A 20840-nucleotide genomic window follows, 5' to 3' on the forward strand; every position below is an offset into this window, starting at 1 on the left:
TAGGGAGGCCGGCGTGCTGTCTCAGCGGCAATTCACGGTTTACGGTCCGTCGCACTGGGCCGCCATCGCCGTGTTCCTTGTGGGGGCGGCGCTGGTGGTCTGGCTCGGTCGGCGGCAGACCGAACACCAGGCACGGTCGTTCGGCCGCGTTCTGGGTGCGCTGACGGCCGCCATCTACGTCGCGATGCTCACCTACACGCTCATCCCGCCGTCCATCGAACGCTCGGTGCCGTTGCGGTTGACCGACCTGGCGACTGTCGTCGGCGCGTACGCGCTGTGGTCGCAGCGGCACTGGGCATACGTGCTCACCTACTACTGGGGTCTGGTGCTGAGCACGCAGGCGCTGATCTCGCCGGTGCTCAAGAGCCCCGATTTTCCGCACTACGAGTTCCTGGCGTTCTGGTCGATTCACCTGCTCGTGGTCTGGGCGGCAATCTATCTGACCTGGGGCCGGGGCATGCGCCCGCGTTGGCGGGACTATCGATTGGTGGTGGTGGTGACCGCGGTGTGGGCGGGGGTCACGATGGTGTTCAACGGCGTCGCGGGAACCAACTACGGCTTCCTCAACGCCAAACCCGCCACCGCGTCGCTGCTCGACGTGATGGGTCCGTGGCCGGTCTACGTCCTGGTGGCCAGCTCCTTGGTCGCCGGGGTGTGGGCGCTCATGACCTGGCCATGGGTACGGCGCACCGATTAGGTGTTCTCGGCCGCGCAGTTGGTCGAGATCGTCGACGCCGTGCGCGGGGGCTGGCCGGTGTCGGTGTCGTCGACAGTTGGGTCCATCTGGACGTGGTGAAGGAGAGCTATGCCTCCGGCCTGGAGGTGTTGGATTCGGAGTCCGGGTAATCGCACGAAGTGGCCGTTGTTGATGGATACTGCCGGTGTGTCTGCCGATGTGCTCAGCGAGTTGACGGGCCTGGTCGCGGTATCGCCGCCGCGGCTGGCCGATATCAATGCCGCGGTGCGTGAAGTATGTGCTTCGACCCTGGGGTTGCCGCCCCTGCCGGCCGAGTCCCGTGGCGGTGCCGTCGATCCGATGGTCACCGAGTTCGCCGAGCAGTTCAGCGTCGACGTCACCGGCATCACCAACGCGCAGCGGGCTGCGTTCTCGGATCTGCTCGGGCGCGACGTATTCACGGTGACGACTCTGATCTACGTGGCCGACTTCGTGCCGCGGATGCGCGCCGGCCTCTTCGCGCTGGGCGTGGAATGGCCGGCCGGCCCCGTCGACTGGGATCACGACACCAACCCGGCGGACTACGTGTTGGACACCTTCGTCCCTGCCGTCGGCCGGATGCGCGAACTGGACCCCGTGACCTCCGAGATCGTGCGGCTGCGCGGGGCGCGACAGCACAACTGCCGCCTGTGCAAGTCGCTGCGGGAGGCCGCGGCGCTGGAGGCCGGCGCCACCGAATCGGACTATGACGGCATCGACGACTTCGAGAACTCCGATCTGTCCGACCGGCACAAGGCCGCGCTGCGCTATGTCGACGCGCTCGTCTGGACCCCCGCGCTGGTGTCCGGTGACGAACTGCGTCAACACTTTTCGCAGGACGAGGCCGTCGAATTGACCCTCGACGTCATGCGCAACGCCTGCAACAAGGTGGCTGTCGCGCTGGGTGCCGACGCTGCCCGTGTCGACGAGGGCACAGAAGAGTACCGGTTGGGCGCCGACGGGCAGCCGATCTACAGCTGAGGGTTCATGCCGGTTCGGCGGTGCGCCGTTTTTGACCCCAGGGCCGTGCGAACGCCGAAACCACTGCCCTCAGGTGGAAATCGGCGACAAGAGTTCCAGAACGCCGTCGACTTCGGCCTCGCTGGTCGCCCACGAGCAGACGAACCGCACGGTGGGCAGCAACGGATCGGGCCGGTGCGCGGCGTATCCGTCCGAGACCGCCGCGTAGGCAGTCGGTTCGAGGTCGACGAAGATCTCGTTGGCCTCCGTGGGGGAAGACAGTTTCAGCCCCAGTGCCTGCAAGCCCGCACTGAGCCGCGCGGCCATCCGGTTGGCATGGGCGGCGGTCTGCAGCCACAGCCCGTCGTGCAGGATCGCCTCGAACTGAGCTGCGATGAATCGTTGCTTGCTGGCGAGCTGACCAATCTGCTTCTGCACGAAGTGGATTCCGTCGAACAGCTCGGGACGGCGCACCAGGACGGCGTCGCCCATCAGCATGCCGTTCTTGGTGCCGCCGACGGTGACGATGTCGGCGTCGGCGATGGCGTCCGGGGGAGAGATGTCCAGCGCGGCAATCGCATTGCCGATGCGGGAGCCGTCGATGTGGACGAGCAGATCCAGATCGTGGGCGTGGTCGATGAAGTCCTTGATGGCCTGCGGGGTCCAGACGCGGCCGTTCTCGGTGGACTGGGTGATGGTGACGATGCGCGGCTGCGAGTGGTGCACCGGACCACGGCGTGCCACCTGGCTGTCGAGCACGGCCGGGTCCATCACACCGTTGTCACTGGGCAGCTTTGTCACCGGAGCGCCGGAGAGCCGGACCGGGCCGCCGGCTTCGTCGACCAGTGAGTGCGCGATATCGCTGCACAGGATCTCCTGCCACGGCCGTACGGCGGAGGCCAGCGCGATGATGTTGGCCGCCGTGCCGGTGAGCGCGAAGAGCACCTCGGCATCGGGGGAGTCGAACGCCGCCTTGATGGCCTCGGCGGCGCGCTGAGTGACGGGATCGTTCCCGTAGGACGCGACGGCGCCGTCGTTGGCCGCGACGATCGCCTCGATCACCTTGGGGTGTGCGGGCGCGGCATTGTCCGAGGCGAACGCATGAGAAGGCACGTCCGCCATGATCCCACCGCCGAGCGCTACTTCGAGGCGACCTTCTTCTTGAGGAACAGCGCCGGCAACACCACCGTGGCCACGGCGGTGACCAGCCAGACCACCACGGTGGCGGCGGTCCAGGAGCCGATGCCGCGGATGGTGAGACCGTGGGTCAGTACCGAGGCCAGGATCAGCGCGATCAGCGTCGAGACCAGCCCGATGCCGCCCAGGAATGCCGAGGCGTAGCGGCTGGCCATCTTGAGGAAGAAGGGCGACAGGATCGCCTGTGCGACGGCGAAGATCACCACCGCGGTGACGAAGCCCCATGCCGACACCGAGACCCCGGGAACCAGCCACGCCGCGACCAGCAAGCCGATGGCCGACGAGCCCAGGAAGATCGCTACGCGCAGCAGAAAGCGGATCATGCGGTGAGCGTAGCCGCGACAAGCCTGCCTACGGCCCCTCATTCGCGTCTGTGCCTGCGGCGTGTGCGACCATATTGCCGCGCAGATGCGTATGGGGCGGTAGCTCAGTTGGTTAGAGCCGGGGACTCATAATCCCTTGGTCGCGGGTTCGAGCCCCGCCCGCCCTACTTCAGAGGCTGTTTTTCAAGATCAACATCTCGAACTCATCGTTCATTCACCGTTTATGCGGCTGTTCGTAGGTCGTGTGACCTGTCGCCAGGCCTCACGTACCTCGGTGAGTGCTTCGGCCGCTGAGACGTTTAGCCGGGTCTGGCCGGCCAGCTGCGCCTGCCATTCGGCGTCCGCTGGCGCCCGGTCGAACATGTGCAGCGTCGGCGCCTTATTGGTAGGTCCGTATCGCCGAAACAGTGCGGCTGCGTTCGCATCGATGGCGCCGCGTCGGTTCAGTGCCCACAGGTCCCAGAGGTCGCGAGGTGCGTGTCTGTCGGTCCATGTCGCGGTCTTCGAGGCAGCGAAGGCGGGGAGTGTGGGCACGATCAGTTCAGCAGCCGGTGCGTCCGCGTAGCGCTGAAATAGTTCGCGGCGTTCCGTTGGCCAGACGACACGGTCGCGTGCTGACAGCAGCTGCAGTCGCACAGGACGTCCGTCGTCCGGGCGCAACAGGACAGGGATCGTGTCCCGAGTGTTGCCTAGGGCTGGTTCCACGGCCAGTCTTCCATGGCTGCGTGCTACTGCGCGGGGAAGTGTGCTGTCGAGATCTCGTGCGACGTCCGCCCGGTTCCCGATGGCGATGAGGTCAATGTCCTCACTAAGTCGCCCGTCCGGCAAGTGGGTTCGGGCCAGGGCGGTGCCGCCGATGAAATGAATCCGGTCACCGAAGGTGTGGCTCAGAAATGCCAGGAGATGCGAGATGAGGTGGTCGCGCTCGACTTGTTCTGTGGAAGCGCCGAATTGAGTTGCCACCGCCTCACGTTCGTCAGGATCCATGATCGATCCCGGCCCATTCCTGGGCGCGCCGCAGGGACGCCAGCCGGCGCTGTTGGGTAGCCAGCTGGTGCAGTCGGTCGGGATCTGATCGCGCGTAGAGGGCGATGATGGCGGCAGGGACGTCGGTTGCGCTGTCGCCGAGGGCGGGACGGTGCGCGAGGTCCAGGATGGTTTGCTCGGGCGTCGTCGCCAGCGTGCGGCCGAGGTGAGTGCTGACGCGTTCGGCGTCGAGTTCCGCGGTGTTGCGTTTGACGAACCGCACGATTGCCGGCCGGTCGGTGAGCGTAATGGGGCGGTGTTGGCGCGGCACCGCCACGACGGCGGTTGCCAGGGCGCGCGGGATCGCGCCGTACAGACGTGCGGCGCTGAGTCCCATGACGACGACGTTGTCATGGCCGTAGACCGTCGTTGCGATCCCTGCGGCGGCGGCTTCGAGGTCAGGAATCCATTTGCGTCCCACCATGTCTTGGGGGATAACGACGTAGTAACCGTCGGCGAGGCGATGAACCAGACCGCGTTCGTGGAGTCGTGCGATCTCGGGACCCGGGTACGCGTAGGTGTCGTCGGCCTGCCCGGTGCGAAAGGTGCGGAGTGGGCGCGCGGCGAGGCTCGCAGGGACCGCCGTGCTGTGCTGTCTTGCCATAACCCTCCTCAAGTATGCAAATAATAGGCTATTAGCCTGCAGAATGCATACTGATGCCGGGATTCCAATCGTCGCGCTCAGTAACCGCGCGGTCGAGCAGGTCGGCGACCTGAGTATGAACGCGGCCGCGATTCGTATAGCGGGTCCTGGTTGCACGGAAACAGCAACTTGGCTGGCGGTGGGTGACGGGTGCGTCCGTCGGATTCGTTTGATTTGCCATGATCGTCCAAGGGTGGCTGACCCGCCGTTCATCGTGTCGCGTTGTGGGCGGGGATGTGGGGCATGCGGGCTCGCAGGCAATCTCATGCCGGACGCGGCACGCCACTGCCGGGCGATCCCCGTATTGGTGGTGTTTCGATAACGGTTTCGGAAAGTCTTCGACTGTTATGACAAATGTTCTGCGTGGAGTATGTCTGCGCTGTTTTCCTGGATTTATCCATTACGGGTCAACATCACCGTGACACAGATGTGCTGGCGCAGAAATGGGGGACGACGAATGCGCTTTGCGAACACCGTGATCACCATCGCTGCTGCTTGCGCCCTCGTCGCGGGCTGCGGTCAGTCAACCGAACAAGCGGTCGAGAAAACGTCGTCCAGGCCGATGATCACATCGTTTCCTCCGACGCCACTGAGGCAGAAAACCCTGCCCCGATTGCTGCTTTCAGCCGAACAGATCAATGCGGCAATGGCCGCCGGGGGAATGGCCGTCACGGGTACCGACTCTCGAATGTCCGATGACAGCGGGACGATGGCGCCCCGTGAGTGCCTCGCGGTCGACGGTGCCGCGCAGGCGCCCGTGTATGCCGACAGCGGATTCACCGACGAGCAAGAGGTGTCGCTGAGCGAGCCCGACGTCCTCGCTCACTACGCCAAGCAGGCCGTGGTTCGCTTCGCCGACGCCGAACAGGCCAAAGCCTTCTACAACTCCTCGGTGCAGCAGTGGCCCGCGTGCAAGCACTACACCCACACGCAGACCGGGACTCTGTGGGACGTGGGTCCCATCTCGACCGACGGTGGTGTGCTGAGCACGGTGGCGACCCAGTCCAACGCCCGGGCGGGCGGATGGGCTTGCGGTCGGGCGCTCACCGCGAACAACAACATCGTGGTGGACGTCAACACGTGCAGTGCCAACCCGGCCGATTCGGCGGTCAAGATCGTCAAGCAGATCTCCGCGCGGATCGATGCACCGCCTATCGTTTCGTAAGCGCTACCGGCACCACGGTATTGCCGCTGATCGTGTGTGGATCCGTCGTCAGCCCGCGGCTCGTCGTGGGCTCTCGGCGTCTTTTTCCCTCGCGGACTGTACGGCGGGTGCTAGACAGGAGCACATGCCTGACGACCAGGGCATCACTCGAGGAGACCTGTATGGCATGGGATTTCAGCACCGAACCGGAGTTCCAGAAGAAACTCGATTGGGTCAAGCAGTTCTGTGAGGACAAGGTCGAGCCGCTCGACCACGTCTTCCCATACGCGGTGCGCTCACCCGATCCGGTGGTGAAGGCCTATGTCCGCGAATTGCAGCAGGAGGTCAAGGATCAGGGTCTGTGGGCGATCTTCCTGGACCGGGACCTCGGCGGTCCCGGCTTCGGCCAGCTCAAGCTCGGCCTGCTGAACGAGATCATCGGACGATATGCCGGGGCGCCGCACATGTTCGGAGCGTCGGCTCCTGACACCGGCAACATGGAGATGCTCGCCGCCTACGGCACCGACGAACAAAAAGAACGCTGGCTGGTTCCACTGCTCAACCAGGATCTGTTCTCGGCGTACTCGATGACCGAACCGCAGGGCGGTAGCGACCCCAGTCTGTTCAAGACGCACGCCGTGCGGGACGGCGATGAGTGGGTGATCAACGGCGAGAAGTGGTTTACCTCAGCGGGACGCGTCGCCGACATTCTGTTCGTGATGTGTACCAACGGGATGTTCGTTGTGCCGCGCACGACGCCGGGTGTGGAGATCATGCCCGAGCCGCGAAACCACAACCACATCGTCTACCGCGACGTCCGGGTGCCGCTCGACCACTTGCTCGGCCCGGAGGACGGGGCAAAGGTATTGGCGCAGAGACGCCTTGGCGGCGGACGCATCCATCACGCCATGCGCACCATCGCTCAGTGCAACCTGGCGTTCGACATGATGTGCGAGCGGGCGCTCAGCCGGCAATCGCACGGCAAGCTCATCTCCGAACATCAGATGGTGCAGGAGAAGATCGCCGAGTCCTACGCGATGATCAAGATGCTGCGGCTGTTCGTCCTGGAGACGGCGTGGAAGATCGACCACACCTCGACCCAGGAAGCACGCACCGAGATCGCTGCCGTCAAGTTCACCATGGCGAAGGTGCTGCGCGACGTGTCGTTCAATGCCCTGCACATTCTGGGTTCGCTTGGCACCACCGATCTCACGCCCATTCAGGCGATGTACGCCGGTGCCCCGACCATGGGCATCGCCGACGGCGTCGACGAGGTGCACAAGGCCACCGTGGCGCGCCGGGTGCTCCGCGACTACCACCCGCACGAGGGGAATTTCCCGACCGAGTTCATCCCGTACAAGCGTGAAGAAGCCCGCAGGAAGATGAAGCCTGTGCTGGCTGCCAGACCCGATCTGGCCGCTTCCGCGGAGGCCTATCAGAAGTATTTCGAACGCCACCGCTGAGCCGCCGGACCCGAATGGCCGCAAGGGCATCGAAGCGATCGGTCCGGCTCCGGCGCACGCCCAGAAACCACCGGCCGTGGTGGGCGGCAAGCCCATCACGGCCGGTGGTTTCCAGGTGGTCTAGTAGGTGGCTAATACCAGACTTTTCGCCCGCCGACCGGACGGCCAACGGCTCCGAGAATCCACAAGATGACCCCGATCACCAACAGAATCCCACCGATGGTGTACAGGATCGATATGCCGGCGAAATAGCCGATCAACAAGAGGATGATGCCGAGCACGATCATGGTCAATCCGTTCGACGAAGGAAACCTCGCGGTCTGTCGCAGTAGGTAATTGCCAGATCCGTCGATATTCAAACGTGCAGACTTGTCGGCGCCGCTAGCATCCTCGATCATGGCGAATCTGCACCGGCGGACGGTGTTGCTCGGTGCTGGAGCATTCGTGGGACTGGCCGGTGCGGCAGCCGTCGGTAGTGCCCAGGCTCACGCCGATCCCACGCCCAGGGATACCGACCTGGCGCTACTGCGACGCACTTTCGCGCTGGCGCAGGATGCCCGGCAGAGCGGCAGCGCTCCCTATGGCGCGCTGGTCGCCGACGCCGACGGCACAGTGGTCGTCGAGCGCGCCAACACGTCGGCACTCAGCGATGGTGACCCGACCCAGCACGCTGAGCTGATCGCCTCCGCCGAGGCATGGCGCGTGCTGGGCACCGACGGAATGGCTCGCGCGACGCTGTATGCCAGCACCGAGCCGTGTGTCATGTGCTCGGGCGCGGCCTACTGGACCGGGGTCGGCAGGGTCGTCTTCGGTCTGTCCGTTCGTCGGCTGTTCGAGTTCACCGGCGACAACCCGAAGCAGGGGTCGTTCGCGCTGCCCTGCCGCGACATTCTTCTGCACGGCCAGCGCCCGATCACCGTCATCGGCCCGCTGCTCGAAGACGAAGCCGCACAACCTCACGAGGGCTATTGGCGCTAGCGCCCGGCAGCCGGTGTCACGCAGGCGGCGGGGGCGGCGGCGGTGGCGGAGCGGGCGGCGGCAGCGTGATCGGTGGCAGCCCGGGGATCTCGATGACGTTGGGCGGCGGAGGTGGTCCCAGCTCGTTGAGCGTCGGTGGCGGCGGAAGCTCAGGACCGGGGATGAACACCGGCGGCGGGGGTGGCACATATCCCGTGCTGGTGTTGATCGTGATGATCGAGCCGGGAATGGTCCTGCCGCTCGGCGTTGTCCCGACCACCGAACCTCTGGTGGCGTTGCTGTTGACAGAAGTGGGTTTGTCGGCCACGCGGAAACCGGACTCCAACAGGCGTTTACGGGCATCGTCGACCTTCATCCCGCTCACGCTCGGCACTTCGCCGCCGGGGCCACCGTCGACATAGCGCGGGTCGGTGGGCGGCAGGGCGATGGGACCGAAGTCGTCGGCGATGGGACTCATTGCGGCGTACCAGGTCAGGGCCGGCTCCGTACCGCCGAACAGGGTGCCGTCGCCGCATTTGCGCAACGGGTACGAGCACAGCCCCGACGGTGAGGAGGAATCGTCGAAGACATAGTTCGCGGCCGCGTACTGGTTGGTGAAACCGAGGAATCCCGAAGACCGGTGCGCCTCGGTGGTTCCGGTCTTCCCTGACATCGGCAGTTTCCAGCCGACCGAACTCGCTGCGCCGGTGGCGGTTCCGCCCGAGTGGTCCTTGCCCAGCGCGTTGGCCAATGTGTTGGCAAGGCCCTCGGGCACCGCCTGGTCGCAGGGGACGGTCTGCACACCAACTTCCCGGCCGTTCCGGTCGAAGATCTTGTCGATCGGGTTCGGTGGGCACCAGGTACCGCCGGAGGCCAGGGTCGCTCCGACATTGGCCAACTCAAGCGCGTTGAGTTCGAACGGGCCGAGGGTGAACGATCCGATGTTCTGCCGCTTGATGTAATCGGCGATGCTCTCGTTCGAGTCGGGGTTGTAATCGCGGGCGCTGCCGGGTTCGGCATAGGACCGCAATCCCAGCCGGACTGCCATGTCCACGGCACGCGGCACACCGATCTGTGAGATGAGTTTGGCGAACGCGGTATTGGGCGACTGGGCCAGGGCGTCGGTGACGCTCAGCGGGCTCTTGAAGCCGTGAGCGTTGCGCACACACCAGGTTTCCCTCGGGCAACCGGGGGTGTCGCTGCTGCCCAGGCCCTTGCCCATGAACGTTCCGGGGACATCGAGTTGAGCGTTGATGCCCATTCCCATGTCGAGGGCGGCGGCCGTGGTGAAGATCTTGAAGATCGACCCGGCGCCGTCACCGGCCAACGAAAAGGGTTGCGGCTGCACGGTCTGGTTGGCGTCGAGATCGAGTCCGTATGTGCGGCTGTCGCCCATCGCGATCAGCCGGTGGGTGTCCTTGCCCGGCGTGATCACGCTCATCACGCTCGCGACTCCGGGGGTGTTGGGATCTGCGTACTTCTCGATCGCTGACTTGACACTGTCCTGAACCTTGGGATTGAGCGTGGTCCGGATCAGATACCCGTTGCGCGCGACGTCCTGCATGGTCAGGCCTGCGCGCGCCAGGTAATTCAGGACGTATTCGCAGAAGAAGGCGCGGTCGCCCGCGGCGATGCAGCCCTGCGGAAGTGGGTCGGCATGGGGGAGTACTCCCAGCGGTGCGGCCTTGGCGGCGCGCAGCTCCTCGGCCCGGTCCGGTAGATAGTCGATCAGGGTGTCGAGCACCAGGTTGCGCCGGGCGAGGGCGCCGTCCGGGTTGGTGTAGGGGTCCAGGGCGCTGGTGGACCGCACCACGCCCGCCAACAGGGCGGCCTGCGGCCAGGTGAGGTCGGCGGCGTCGACACCGAAGTAGGTACGGGCCGCGTCCTGAACTCCGAAGGCGCCGTTGCCGAACGACACGAGGTTCAGATACCGGGCCAGGATCTCTCCCTTCGGGAGGGTCTTGTCCATCGCGAGTGCAATCCGGATCTCCCGCAGTTTGCGTGCGGGACTGACTTCGACTGCCGCGCGTCGCTCGGCATCGGTTTTCGCCTTGACCAGGAGGTTGTAGTTCTTGACGTACTGCTGCTCGATGGTCGATCCACCGCGCACGTCCTCGATGCCCCGCATATAGCCGAAGAGTCCGTTCAAGGTTCCCTGGACGTCCACCCCGTTGTGCTCGGCGAAACGCTTGTCCTCCACCGATACGATCGCCAGCTTCATCGTGTCGGCGATCCGATCGATGGGCACCACCCATCGACGTTGTTCGTACAGCCATGCGATCGGCTGGCCCGTGGCGTCGACCATGGTGGTGACGATCGGCGCGTCACCTTTGAGCACCTCCGCGGAATCCTGTGCGACTGTGTCCGACAGCCGCGCCGTCATGATCCCGACACCGCCGACGACGGGGAACATCAACACCGCCGCAAGCAATCCGGCCAGCACACAGTGCATGGCCAACTTGGCAACCGTAGACCGCGAACCCGCGGGCGGGCCGGACATGCCCTCTAGCGTAAGGCGGTCAACGGCCGACTATGGGTAGATCGCACGCAACACGTTGGCTACGTTGTGATTTCGGAATGCCGGAATTTCGGTTCTGATCGGCTTCGGGCAGATGACATTCGCCGCGGCCGGCACGCCGGTGGACCGGTGCGCAACCGGCCACGATGCGCGTCGCTAACGATCGCTGCGGCTGCAGTTGGGATTCGCCGGCTTGGCCGGCCAGGTGCAGACGTCGATGTAGGTGGTGTTGGCGTATCCACCACCGTCGAACACGCCGTACGCGTCGCCGTGTGTCCCGGTGTAGGTCGACCCGCCACCGCCGCCCCCGCTGGAGGTGATGATCGTGGTGAGCGCCCATCCCTTGGCCTGCAGCGCGTCCTTGTAGGCCGTCATCACGGCATCCGGTGTGCCGTTGACCTGGTAGTGCAGGTGGATTCCGCCGTCGGCGATGTCGCTGGGGCCTTTGGTCTGCTGCACGTCGGCCGGCGTCGGCAACAGCGACGTCAGCGACTCGCCGGTCGCGGCCGCGGTGGTGGTGACAGTGGTGGCGGGCGCTGTCGTGGTGGTGGCTTCGGCCTTCTCGGTGACCGGGCTGCACGCCGTGGCAGCCAGGCCGATCGCCACTGCTCCGATGAGGCAGGTTGTGATGTGTTTCGTCATGGTCCTCCCCGTTCGTCTCGCCGCACGGTATCAACGTGGGCAAAGTCGGTTGGACAATATTGACGCGAGAATCGCCAGGTAATTGCGATCGCAAACACGCGTCATCGCTGTTGCGGCAAGTGTGGGCGCCGATAGCCCGGCTATCTGTTTTTCACGCTGGTCCGGGCGTTGGGATTGAAGGAAAACTGACCTCCGTCGAGCGCGGCACTTTCTCACAGCTGCTATCTGGCAAAGGCAAAGCCACGCCATAGGGAGCGATTTGTGACGGTGTCGTGCCCCAAATGTGACTGTTGCGGACCAGTGTTTCCCGAGTGACTCAAGTGCAACAAATGCACTCAATGTCAGATCGGGGAGGCAACATGTCCGCGTCCATCACACTCGGCCGCCTGCTCCGGTATGCGGCGTTGAGCGCGGCCGGCGCGCTGGCGGTCCTGACGGTGAGCAACGGATTGGCGGCGGCCTCGCCGCGGACGCCGCTGCCCACCGACGACCAGGCGCCCGCGGTGCCTTTCGACCCCGGCGCATTGGTCAGTGCGATCGACAACTACGCCTCGCTGCTGTCGATTCTGACCGGAGGGCACAAGACCCAACCCGGGCTCGGTGGCCCGGCCGGCACCGTCCGACAACCGACGGGCATCGTGCAACAACCGGCCGGCGCCTACCCGATGATCCCCGGAGTACCGATGCTGCCCGGGGAGCCGTGAACCCGATGACCCAACGCACCGTGTATCCGATACGAAACCGACAACGGTCAACCAGAGGAACGGAGTGAACCGCCGTGTACATCAGCCGAACAGTTGACGCGCGCACCGCGCGGATCGCCCTCTCGCTGATCCGATGCCCCATCAAGAGCCGCCGGTATCCCGCCAAGCAGGAGCGTCTGGTCACCCCGCAGGAAGCGGCGCTGCTCGCGCGGTAGCCACCGGCGACCCGGTGGGAATCTCGCCGCTACCGCTCGACTTCCGGTAGCGAAGCCGCGATCGCTTCCCAGGCCTCGTGCAGATGCTCGCACAGCGGTCCGGTTTGGGTGATGACGCTGACACAGCGGTTGCTGTGGTCGTAGAGCTCAAGGGCCGATGTCAGCCCGGCCGCGCTCGACGACTGCGTGACCCAGCACTCCGCCACGAACACCGGGTCGACCACATATCGACTGGCTCCGAAGACCACCGCGAAGTGTGGGCCGGAACCGTCGAACATCGCGGCCCGGCCGCGGTGGAACTGCACACACCCGCCGGCCGGGACACCGACGGTGAACGGCAGATCCATGTCGACCAGGTGAGCCAGCAGGTGCGGGATGACGCGCGGGTCGATTTGGCGGGCGCCGGTGAACGGCAGCACCTGGTAACGCTCGGGAGTGAGTTCGTCGAGGTGGGTCAGCTGGTCGGTTTCGCTCCAGTTGGCGGCTGACCAGTCAACGGGCTCAATTGATTCGGTCTGCCCGGCGGGCGCCATCTCGAGCGCTTGAATGGACAGCTGATCCGACAGCGGGGTGAAATGAGCTCGGTGAGTACCGGTTTCGTTGGCCAGGATCAGCGCCCGCGGCGTGAGATAGGTGTCGCGGATGAGTCCGGGATGCAGCCGAAGGCCGATGTACTCGTCGCCGCAACGCAACGCCTCACCCGGAAGAGCCGGGGCCAGGTAGGCGCCGGTGTGGCTCAGCAGCGCGGAATCGTTGGCGGTCACTGCCACCACGGTGCCGAGGAACGGGAGGGCCTGGGCAATTATCTTGGGCCCGGCGGTGATCCGCTTGGCCGGGCAGTTGTCGCAGCGTCGGCCATCAGTACACATCGCGCACGTACCGTTTCTCCCGCTTGAGGGTGTTGACGTACTCGGTGGCCTCGTCGACACCGAGGCCGCCGTGTTCACCGACGATGTCGTGCAGGGCGCTGTCGACATCCTTGGCCATCCGGGTCGCGTCGCCGCACACGTAGAAGTGCCCGCCGTCCTGCAGCCACGCGAAGAGTTCCTTGCCGTTGTCCCGCATCCGGTTCTGGACATAGATCTTGGCCGACTGATCGCGGGAGAACGCCAGATCCAACCGGTTCAGCAGGCCGGACCGCTCCCAGTCCGCGAGCTCCTCGGCGTAGATGTAATCGTGTTCGCGGTGTTGGTCCCCGAAGAACAGCCAGTTCCGGCCGCCGGCACCACGTTGCTCGCGCTCCTGCAGGAACGCCCGGAAGGGCGCCACGCCGGTGCCGGGGCCAACCATGATCATCGGCACGTCGTCGGCGGGCACCCGGAACGACTTGTTGGGTTGCAGGAAGATTCGTGCCTGGCCGCACCGGTCGGCCAAAAACGTCGAACAGACCCCGCCGCGGTCGCGGCCGGTGTTGCGGTAACGCACACTCGCGACGGTGAGGTGGATGCGATCGGGATGGGCCAGCGAGCTCGACGAGATCGAATAGGCGCGGTGCTGCAACGGTTTCAGCAGTCCGATGAACTCCTCAAGACTGAGCGCGTCGCCGCCGATGCGCAGCACGTCCAATACGTCCTTGCCGTACAACCAGCGCTCCAGTACCTCTTTCACCCCGCCGCGGAGCGCGTGGGAGAACTCCTCGTTCTCGGCGCGGCTCTCGATCTCGCTCAGCAGATCCTTTGACGGTGTGCTGATCTCGTACCGATGTCCGAGCAGTTCGCCCAGGGGCGTGTCGTCGACGAGCGTGTCGGACGACACGCGGAAGTGGGCAACTATCGCCTCGACGAGGGCCGGATCGTTCTGCGGGACGACCGCGAGCGCATCGCCCGCCTCATAGGTGATCCCGCTGTCGGCAAGGGCGAATTCGTAGTGCCGGATCTCCTTGGCCGAACCCGTCGAGGAGAGCAGGCGATTGACCGGCAGCTCGGCGACGAACGGATTCTTGCGGGTCCACCCGGAGCGTGCGACGGTGCTGGGCGGCGGAGTGCCGGGGCTGCCGCTGGCGCCGGCCAGGGTGACCAGGGATCCGATCGCACCCTGGACCCAGTCGGCGGCCTGCTGCTCGTAATCCACATCGCAGTCGGCGCGGCCGACGACGCGGCTCGCGCCGAGTTGCTCTAGCCTGGTGTCGATGAGCTTGCCGGCCTGGCAGAAACCGTCGTAGCTGGTGTCGCCGAGGGCCAGGACGCCGTAAGACACGCCCTCCAAACGTGGTGCCTGGGTGGAGGACAAGGCCTCCCAGAACAATTCGGCATTGTCGGGCATCTCGCCCTCGCCGTAGGTAGAGGTGATGATGAGGACGTAGCGCAACCCGGCGAACTGCTCGAGGGCGATCTCGTCGAGCCCGCTTACAGTCACGTCGAACCCTTGGCTTCTGGCCGCCGCCGCGGCGTCGCCCGCGACCGCTTCGGCGTTGCCGGTCTGGGTGCCATACAGAATCCGCAGCGGTGGCCGCGGCGCCGCCTGGTCGGCGGTCGACGGCGGTGTCGCCACGTTCATCGCGAGCCGGGAGTGCAGACCGGCCAGGAAGCCCGAGATCCAGGCGCGCTGGTCCTCGTTGAACGGGGCGTCTTGGGGGATGTAGGCGATCTTCATGGCTACGCGGTCTCCAGGCTGCCGACGGTGGGGCCGGACATCACGACATCGGGAATCACCTTGTGGGCGAACAGCTCCTCGAACGAGGGCAGGCGCCCGATCTTGTCGACGTTCTTGGCGTTCTGGTGCAGGATCCAGCCGTACGTTCCGAGGGAGTCCGTCGACAGCACATTGCGTTGCGTCAGCGCCTCTTTGTAGTCGGTGATCCGCTTGTCGGCGATCAACACGGCCAGCTCTTCGTCGCTGAACACCTCGATGGCTTCCCGGGCGTAGCGCTGCAACTTCTGGATCAGGAAGAAATCCTCGGTCAGGATGAGGTTCTGGACTGCCTTCCCGATCAACGGATCGGTCACGTCCGCCACCCCCGGTGTTCGCGACAGGGCCAACTGCTGCGCCATGTTCAACACCGTGTAGGTGTTGAGCAATGCGAACATGCCCTCGGTGTCGGTATCGCCGTAGCCGGGTACCGCACCGCCGAGGACGATCTGGCGGTCCCGATAGGAGCGCTTGAACTTCTGCACCTGGAAACCGGCGAGCGACGCCGCCAGCTCGTCGAGCAGTTCCTTGCGGGTCTTGGCTGCCAGGATCGCGTCGGAGTCCTGGTACTGCAGCAGTGCCCGCGGCATCACATAGCGTACGTGGTGGCGAGTGGTGTCCCAGTCCGACAGCAGCGCTTGAGCTTTCGCCGATCCGGTGGCCGCCGTGTGCCATTCGAGCAGGGTGCGGGCGGCGACCTCGTGAAACGGCGCCTCGGTGACCGGTGCGACCAGCGCGGAATCAATACTGACCTTCGAGCCGAGCTCGCAGTCGGGGTCGTACTGATAGAGGAAGCCGCCGCTCATGCCGTTGGCGACGCCCTTGCCGAAGCCGCCGATGTTGAGCACCGCTCCGTTGGTCATGTACTCGCACAGGAATTCTCCGACACCTTCGACGACCGCGGTGGCACCTGAGTTGCGTACCGCAAAGCGGTCGCCGGCTTCACCTTCGACGAACAACCGGCCGCCCGAGGCGCCGAACAGGGCGAAGTTGCCGATCAGCACGTTGCCGCCGGGGGTGGCGGATCCGCCGCCGGGGGAGCGGACCACGATGGTGCCGCCGCATGCGCTCTTGCCGACACCGTCGTTGCAGGTTCCCGTGTGGGTCAACGTCATACCGTCGTTGCAGAACACGCCATAGCTCTGGCCCGCGGATCCGGTGGTGCTGATCGCCACGCTGTCGGGCAGCAGGTAGCACCGCCCCCGATCGTCGGTGGCTACTGCTGATCCGGTGGCGGCTTCGTGATTGAGCTTCCGCTCGATGTCGATGGCCAACTGCCCGCCGACACTCTTGTTCTGATTGGTCAGGCGCACCGGGGCGAACGCCACGCCGTCCAGATCGAGTTGCGCCAGGAACGCGTCGTCGACCGCATACTCCTTCTCCATGTAGATCGGCGCGTCGACGACGAACTCTTCGGCCACCGAAAGCATGGCGCGCAGGTCGAGCCGGCCGATGCTCGACGGATGGTCGAGCAGGTGGAGCAGATCACTACGCCCACGAGCGGCGCGTAGCGACGCCAGGCCGAGCGTGGCCAGGATCTCTCGGACCTCGTGGGAGATGTTCAGCAGATACTGGGCCAGCGCCCGCGGATCGCCCTCGAACGCTTCGGCGTTCGTGGTCAGTCCGGCCGGGCACTTGATGTTGCAGTTCTTGGCCATCACGCACTTGAGCATCATCAGCGCGGTGGTGCCGAACTCGAAGCTGTCGGCGCCCAGCAGTGCAGACTTGACCACGTCGCCGGCGGTCTGGTGCGCGCCCGAACAGCGGAGCATCACCTTCTGCCGGATGCCGTTGGCACACAACGCCTGATGCACCTCGGCGACGCCGATCTCAGCGGACCGGCCGGCGTACTTGAGGCTCGTTACGGCGGCTGCGCCGGTGCCGCCGGTGTTGCCTGCGACGTTGATGACATCCGCACCTGCCTTGGCGACGCCGACGGCGATGGTGCCGATGCCCTCGGACGAGACGAGCTTGACGATCACCCGTACCCGGGCGGCCTTGCAGTCGTGGATGAGCTGCGCGAGGTCCTCGATCGAGTATGTGTCGTGGTGAGGCGGCGGGGACACCAACTCGACCCCCGGGGTTCCACCACGGGCCGCCGCGATCTGCACACTCACCTTCGGCGCCGGAAGCTGGCCGCCCTCACCGGGTTTGGCGCCCTGCCCGATCTTGATCTCCAGCTCCCGCAACATCGGGTCGGCTAGATAGCCCGCCCACACCCCGAACCGCCCGGAGGCGAACTGCTTGATCCGCGAGCCGCGGATGGTGCCGTAGCGGGTGAGATGCTCGCCGCCCTCACCGCAGTTCGAGAGGCCGCCGACCATGTTGGTGCCGTGGGCCACCGCCTCGTGAGCGGGAGCCACCAGTGCGCCGTGGCTCATCGCGCCCGAGGCCAGGGTGGCCGCGATCTCGCAGGCCGGTTGCACCGAGGTCAACGGAATCGAGGCGGGTGCGGTCTGGATCTTCGCGAGGTAGCGCAGCGCTTCACCCGCGGCACGTAGCCACAGCCGGTCACCGATCACCTCGGAGTCGATGATGCCGACGCCGAACCGCTGCGTCAGCGAGTCCCGCAGCGGGACCAGACGTTGATCGCCGTGGACGAGCCGCAGCGTGAACTCGTCACCGACGCGAGCGCAGGTCAGCCCGCGGACGGCAAAGCTGTTGTTTCCGGAACGGGCGAATTGGCCCATCTCGGCGCGGAATTCGTCGGCACTGTGCAGGAAGGTGACGTCGGCCGGAAATGCCAGCACGTCGCGCAGGGCCGCCGGGCGGCGGGTGCGTTCGGTGTTCATCGCGAACACAAAATGGCGGTAACCGGGCGTGATGTCGAAGCTGTTGATGGCGCGCGGGGTCAGCGCGTCGAAGCTGTTGTTGCGGTAGGCCTCGTCATCGAGGCCGAATGCGCCTTCGAGCTGGTGCAGCGGGAGGCCCCGCAGGAACACCGGATCGGTCATGTCGGGGTTCTCGGGCCGGGCCTCGTCGCCGAACGAGATGGACTCCTCGGTCATGTCGACGAATCCCCGCACCGCCGTGGTCCCGTACGAGTGTCCGGCTCCCTCGGCGCGTTCCTTGAACAATCCCAGCAGCGGGATGTCTTTCTCACCGCTGACCGCCAGCGCGCGAGCGTGCCAGTCGGCCACGGTGCCGGCCAGGGTGCTGAATCCCACGCCGGCAACCGGTGAAACCACGTTCGGGAAGTAGCGGTGCAGTACCGGGTCCCCGGTGTCGAGATAGCTGGGCTCGAAGAACTCACCGCCGATGTAACTTTCGGCCGTGCACAGCCCGACCCGGCCCATGGTCTTCATGAGCGCCTTCTCGGCCGCCTTGGCGAATCGGCGGAACGCCGCGGCTGTGTCGTTCTCGGAGTCGCCGAACTTCTCCTCGGCCCGCATCTGGACGGCCAACGGGTACACCGCCGACGCGCCGAAACCGAGCACCGTGGCGATGTGGTGTGACGAGGACAGCTGACCGCTCTCGGCGATTACCGAGACCCGCAGTCGCAGGCCTTCCTCGATGAGCCTTTGGTTGATCGCGGAGATGACAATGATGAGTGGCATTGCCGCGAGCGTGCTCTCGACGTGCCGGTCCGAGATGACGGCGATCCCGCCCGTGTCCCGCGCGAATGCCTCCACCTCGCCGCACAGGGCGTCGATGGCGTTCACGAGTGTGGTGGCGTTGGCGGCGGAATCGGCGAGATCGATGCGGTATCGCATGCCGAACCGGCGCACAGGGGTGTGCTGCTGATCGCGGATCTTGAGCATGTCGCGGTGGTTCAGAATCGGTGATGGAACCACGATCTGCGGTGCGGGGATGGCCCCGCTGTTGGGCTTGGCGCCCAGCGCCACGCGCAACGTCATGCCGTCGGCCTCGCGGATGCTGTCCAGCGGAGGGTTGGTCACCTGCGCGAAACGCTGCGAGAAGTACCGGGCCATGCCCCCTTCGTGGTTGGACAGCGCGTTGATCGCCGCACCGTAGCCCATGGCCGAGATCTTCTCCTGGCCGGTGGCCAGCATCGGGTCCATCAGGAACTTGAAGCTCTCCTGGTTGAGCGAGTAGGCGACGTATCGCTGATGCCGGTTGAGGTCGCCGTTGTACCGGGCCGGCGCGAGCTGGTTCTCGGGTGCGACGACGGGAAGATCGTTCAGGTTGACCCTGGCGGCGGTGAGCATGTCCGGGTAATCAGCTTGATGCGCAAGCTTTTCCAGTGCCTCGGTGGTGGTGTAGGACCGGCGTTCGGCATGGTCGTAATAGAGCATGCCGCCGGCCTCGATACGGCCGCGTCGGATCACGTCGGCCGCGGGGAAACAGACCTGCCCGGCTTCTGACATGACCCCGAGGTAGTCGGCAGTCTCGACCGTGCGCAGCGGGCGCAGTCCCAGCCGGTCCAGCCGCGCGCCGATGATGTTGCCGTCGCCGAAGATCAGTGCCGCCGGCCCGTCGTTCTTCTCCTCGTAGAGGCTGAAGTACTCAAGCATCGCTCGTACCGGCGGCGACAGCGTCGCATCGTTCTCCCAGGCGGGCGGCATCATTGCGACCACGGCGGTGACGAGGTCCAGGCCGTCCTCCAGCACCCGGTTCTGCAAGGTCTGGTCGAGGCGGCAGCTGTCGGACTGCCCTCCGGGACGGACGATCGCGCGATTGCGGGCCCGGGCGATCGCGTTGTCGGAGAGCCGGTTCTTCTTGTCGGTGTTCAGTTCACCGTTGTGCGCCATGAGCCGAAACGGCTGCGCCATGGTCGCGTTCGGCGCGGTGTTGGTCGAGAACCGGGTGTGGAAGAACATCGAGTGCACTTCCATGCGGGGATCGGAGAGATCGCAGAAGTACGGCACCACCTCGTCGGAGTTGAGCCGGCCCTTGAGCACCTGAGTGCGCGAGCTCAGCGACAATGGGTAAAGACCCTGGAGGTCTGGGTGCGTGTAGGCGACAGCTTCGATGGCCATGAGGGCGTCGTGGATCTTGCGGTCGCACAGTGCGTCTGCGCCCGACCAGAACACCCATTGCCGGATGGGCAGCTGGTATTTGACGGCGGCTGCTCTGATCGCTGAGTTGTCCACGGGTACATCCCGTTTGAGCAACGTCTGGAATCCTTGCGCTGTCAGGGCCTCGTCGATGATCGTCTCGGCGGCACCATGCTGATCGGAATCTGTGGGCAGAAAGAAGTTGCCCACCCCGAAGTGTCCGGGGCGCAGGTCTTCGCGGCCGGTGAGTCCGGCGAAGAAACGCAGTGAGAGATCGAGGTTCACGCCCGCGCCGTCGCCGACGCCTTCCGAGGACATTCCGCCGCGGTGAGGTACCGCGCACAGCGCTTCGTGCAGCTTGCGAATGACTTCGTGGGTCTGGACGCCGTCCTTGCGCGTCAGGAATCCGACGCCGCAGCTGCTCTTTTCCTTGTCGGGGTCATACAGGCCGTTCAGACGTGGTCTCCTCACCCCGGCGCCGGGGACGGCGCGCTCAGCGTGTGACGATGTGGTGCTCGCTGGGTTTCTCGTCATTGAGCGACCCGCTGGCCTCGACGCAGGACGGGCGGACGGCAGTCGGCGCGATGGCAGCTTAGCCTAACCTAATAACTGGGGACCTGGTGGTCGCCGGTGGCTCGAGGGACGAGGATCACACTCGCCTCGGCGTCAGGGCGGTGCCGCGAGACCGTCCCGCGCCATGGTCAGGCTGGTGGCGCACCATTGCCGCAAAAACATTAAACGTGTAAT

The 20840-nt window shown here is 65.5% G+C and carries 17 protein-coding genes and 1 tRNA gene; 8 read left to right on the top strand and 10 right to left on the bottom strand.

The genetic code is table 11. From position 1 onward, the window contains the following. Positions 1–13: 13 nt before the first annotated feature. Positions 14–697 (top strand): TIGR02206 family membrane protein, encoded by a 684-nt coding sequence (locus ACNQR1_RS15465; RefSeq protein WP_418047084.1) that lies wholly within the window; start codon positions 14–16, stop codon positions 695–697. Between the two features lie 171 nt (positions 698–868). Beyond that, complete coding sequence (locus ACNQR1_RS15470) at positions 869–1696, top strand: carboxymuconolactone decarboxylase family protein (RefSeq protein WP_418047085.1); 828 nt, start codon at positions 869–871, stop codon at positions 1694–1696. Between the two features lie 69 nt (positions 1697–1765). Here the strand turns inward: ACNQR1_RS15470 and ACNQR1_RS15475 are convergent, their stop codons facing one another. Then, positions 1766–2797 carry a threonine aldolase family protein gene (locus ACNQR1_RS15475; protein ID WP_418047086.1) on the bottom strand — a complete coding sequence of 344 codons (1032 nt, stop codon included), beginning with the start codon at positions 2795–2797 and terminating at the stop codon, positions 1766–1768. A gap of 17 nt (positions 2798–2814) precedes the next feature. Beyond that, on the bottom strand, positions 2815–3195 hold the full coding sequence (locus ACNQR1_RS15480; RefSeq protein ID WP_418047087.1) for a phage holin family protein: 381 nt from the start codon (positions 3193–3195) through the stop codon (positions 2815–2817). Between the two features lie 93 nt (positions 3196–3288). Here ACNQR1_RS15480 and ACNQR1_RS15485 point away from each other — a divergent pair. Beyond that, positions 3289–3362, top strand: a tRNA-Ile gene (locus ACNQR1_RS15485). A gap of 43 nt (positions 3363–3405) precedes the next feature. On the opposite strand, the gene ACNQR1_RS15490 is transcribed toward ACNQR1_RS15485, so the two are convergent. Together ACNQR1_RS15490 and ACNQR1_RS15495 are read right to left on the bottom strand one after the other, a co-directional pair. Further along, positions 3406–4182 (bottom strand): nucleotidyl transferase AbiEii/AbiGii toxin family protein, encoded by a 777-nt coding sequence (locus ACNQR1_RS15490; RefSeq protein WP_418047088.1) that lies wholly within the window; start codon positions 4180–4182, stop codon positions 3406–3408. Beyond that, entirely contained in the window at positions 4172–4825 is a 654-nt protein-coding gene (locus tag ACNQR1_RS15495; protein ID WP_418047089.1) for a type IV toxin-antitoxin system AbiEi family antitoxin domain-containing protein, read from the bottom strand. The genes ACNQR1_RS15490 and ACNQR1_RS15495 overlap by 11 nt, the downstream gene beginning before the upstream one ends. A gap of 601 nt (positions 4826–5426) precedes the next feature. Between ACNQR1_RS15495 and ACNQR1_RS15500 the strand changes: the two genes are divergently transcribed. Both ACNQR1_RS15500 and ACNQR1_RS15505 read left to right on the top strand, forming a co-directional pair. Further along, positions 5427–6029 (top strand): sensor domain-containing protein, encoded by a 603-nt coding sequence (locus ACNQR1_RS15500; protein WP_418047090.1) that lies wholly within the window; start codon positions 5427–5429, stop codon positions 6027–6029. A gap of 161 nt (positions 6030–6190) precedes the next feature. After that, on the top strand, positions 6191–7471 hold the full coding sequence (locus tag ACNQR1_RS15505; protein WP_418047091.1) for an acyl-CoA dehydrogenase family protein: 1281 nt from the start codon (positions 6191–6193) through the stop codon (positions 7469–7471). A 131-nt stretch (positions 7472–7602) separates the two neighbouring features. Here ACNQR1_RS15505 and ACNQR1_RS15510 read toward each other — a convergent pair whose 3' ends face one another. Then, positions 7603–7758: a hypothetical protein gene (locus ACNQR1_RS15510; protein WP_110765202.1), complete on the bottom strand. Its 156-nt coding sequence runs from the start codon at positions 7756–7758 to the stop codon at positions 7603–7605. 109 nt (positions 7759–7867) lie between these two features. Here ACNQR1_RS15510 and ACNQR1_RS15515 point away from each other — a divergent pair, with 109 nt between their 5' ends. Next, positions 7868–8449 carry a nucleoside deaminase gene (locus tag ACNQR1_RS15515; protein ID WP_418047092.1) on the top strand — a complete coding sequence of 194 codons (582 nt, stop codon included), beginning with the start codon at positions 7868–7870 and terminating at the stop codon, positions 8447–8449. 16 nt (positions 8450–8465) lie between these two features. Here the strand turns inward: ACNQR1_RS15515 and ponA2 are convergent, their stop codons facing one another. Further along, entirely contained in the window at positions 8466–10928 is a 2463-nt protein-coding gene (gene ponA2, locus ACNQR1_RS15520; protein WP_418047093.1) for a transglycosylase/D,D-transpeptidase PonA2, read from the bottom strand. A 174-nt stretch (positions 10929–11102) separates the two neighbouring features. Further along, the gene (locus tag ACNQR1_RS15525; RefSeq protein WP_418047094.1) at positions 11103–11588 is read right to left on the bottom strand and encodes a hypothetical protein; all 486 of its coding nucleotides are present in this window, start codon (positions 11586–11588) and stop codon (positions 11103–11105) included. Positions 11589–11947: 359 nt separating this feature from the next. Here ACNQR1_RS15525 and ACNQR1_RS15530 point away from each other — a divergent pair, with 359 nt between their 5' ends. Continuing rightward, positions 11948–12292 (top strand): hypothetical protein, encoded by a 345-nt coding sequence (locus ACNQR1_RS15530; protein WP_418047095.1) that lies wholly within the window; start codon positions 11948–11950, stop codon positions 12290–12292. 74 nt (positions 12293–12366) lie between these two features. Beyond that, positions 12367–12507: a hypothetical protein gene (locus ACNQR1_RS15535; RefSeq protein ID WP_162563219.1), complete on the top strand. Its 141-nt coding sequence runs from the start codon at positions 12367–12369 to the stop codon at positions 12505–12507. Positions 12508–12536: 29 nt separating this feature from the next. Here the strand turns inward: ACNQR1_RS15535 and ACNQR1_RS15540 are convergent, their stop codons facing one another. Genes ACNQR1_RS15540 through ACNQR1_RS15550 form a run of 3 tightly spaced genes read right to left on the bottom strand, consistent with a single transcriptional unit; the run spans position 12537 to position 20627 of the window. After that, positions 12537–13376, bottom strand: a complete 840-nt coding sequence (locus ACNQR1_RS15540) for a hypothetical protein (RefSeq protein WP_418047096.1) — start codon at positions 13374–13376, stop codon at positions 12537–12539. After that, positions 13366–15099 (bottom strand): diflavin oxidoreductase, encoded by a 1734-nt coding sequence (locus ACNQR1_RS15545; protein WP_418047097.1) that lies wholly within the window; start codon positions 15097–15099, stop codon positions 13366–13368. The genes ACNQR1_RS15540 and ACNQR1_RS15545 overlap by 11 nt, the downstream gene beginning before the upstream one ends. A 2-nt stretch (positions 15100–15101) precedes the next feature. Further along, complete coding sequence (locus ACNQR1_RS15550; protein ID WP_418047098.1) at positions 15102–20627, bottom strand: glutamate synthase-related protein; 5526 nt, start codon at positions 20625–20627, stop codon at positions 15102–15104. Between the last annotated feature and the right edge of the window lie 213 nt (positions 20628–20840).

The organism is Mycobacterium sp. 48b (assembly GCF_048282725.1).
In the GTDB taxonomy this organism is placed as follows: domain Bacteria; phylum Actinomycetota; class Actinomycetes; order Mycobacteriales; family Mycobacteriaceae; genus Mycobacterium.

Bases quoted from the DNA above. Each gene is read 5' to 3' on its own strand.
- ACNQR1_RS15470 (WP_418047085.1), top strand. From the start codon at position 869: ATGGATACTGCCGGTGTGTCTGCCGATGTGCTCAGCGAGTTGACGGGC.
- ACNQR1_RS15475 (WP_418047086.1), bottom strand. From the start codon at position 2,797: ATGGCGGACGTGCCTTCTCATGCGTTCGCCTCGGACAATGCCGCGCCC.
- ACNQR1_RS15480 (WP_418047087.1), bottom strand. From the start codon at position 3,195: ATGATCCGCTTTCTGCTGCGCGTAGCGATCTTCCTGGGCTCGTCGGCC.
- ACNQR1_RS15490 (WP_418047088.1), bottom strand. From the start codon at position 4,182: ATGGATCCTGACGAACGTGAGGCGGTGGCAACTCAATTCGGCGCTTCC.
- ACNQR1_RS15495 (WP_418047089.1), bottom strand. From the start codon at position 4,825: ATGGCAAGACAGCACAGCACGGCGGTCCCTGCGAGCCTCGCCGCGCGC.
- ACNQR1_RS15500 (WP_418047090.1), top strand. From the start codon at position 5,427: ATGATCACATCGTTTCCTCCGACGCCACTGAGGCAGAAAACCCTGCCC.
- ACNQR1_RS15505 (WP_418047091.1), top strand. From the start codon at position 6,191: ATGGCATGGGATTTCAGCACCGAACCGGAGTTCCAGAAGAAACTCGAT.
- ACNQR1_RS15510 (WP_110765202.1), bottom strand. From the start codon at position 7,758: ATGATCGTGCTCGGCATCATCCTCTTGTTGATCGGCTATTTCGCCGGC.
- ACNQR1_RS15515 (WP_418047092.1), top strand. From the start codon at position 7,868: ATGGCGAATCTGCACCGGCGGACGGTGTTGCTCGGTGCTGGAGCATTC.
- ponA2 (WP_418047093.1), bottom strand. From the start codon at position 10,928: ATGTCCGGCCCGCCCGCGGGTTCGCGGTCTACGGTTGCCAAGTTGGCC.
- ACNQR1_RS15525 (WP_418047094.1), bottom strand. From the start codon at position 11,588: ATGACGAAACACATCACAACCTGCCTCATCGGAGCAGTGGCGATCGGC.
- ACNQR1_RS15530 (WP_418047095.1), top strand. From the start codon at position 11,948: ATGTCCGCGTCCATCACACTCGGCCGCCTGCTCCGGTATGCGGCGTTG.
- ACNQR1_RS15540 (WP_418047096.1), bottom strand. From the start codon at position 13,376: ATGTGTACTGATGGCCGACGCTGCGACAACTGCCCGGCCAAGCGGATC.
- ACNQR1_RS15545 (WP_418047097.1), bottom strand. From the start codon at position 15,099: ATGAAGATCGCCTACATCCCCCAAGACGCCCCGTTCAACGAGGACCAG.
- ACNQR1_RS15550 (WP_418047098.1), bottom strand. From the start codon at position 20,627: ATGACGAGAAACCCAGCGAGCACCACATCGTCACACGCTGAGCGCGCC.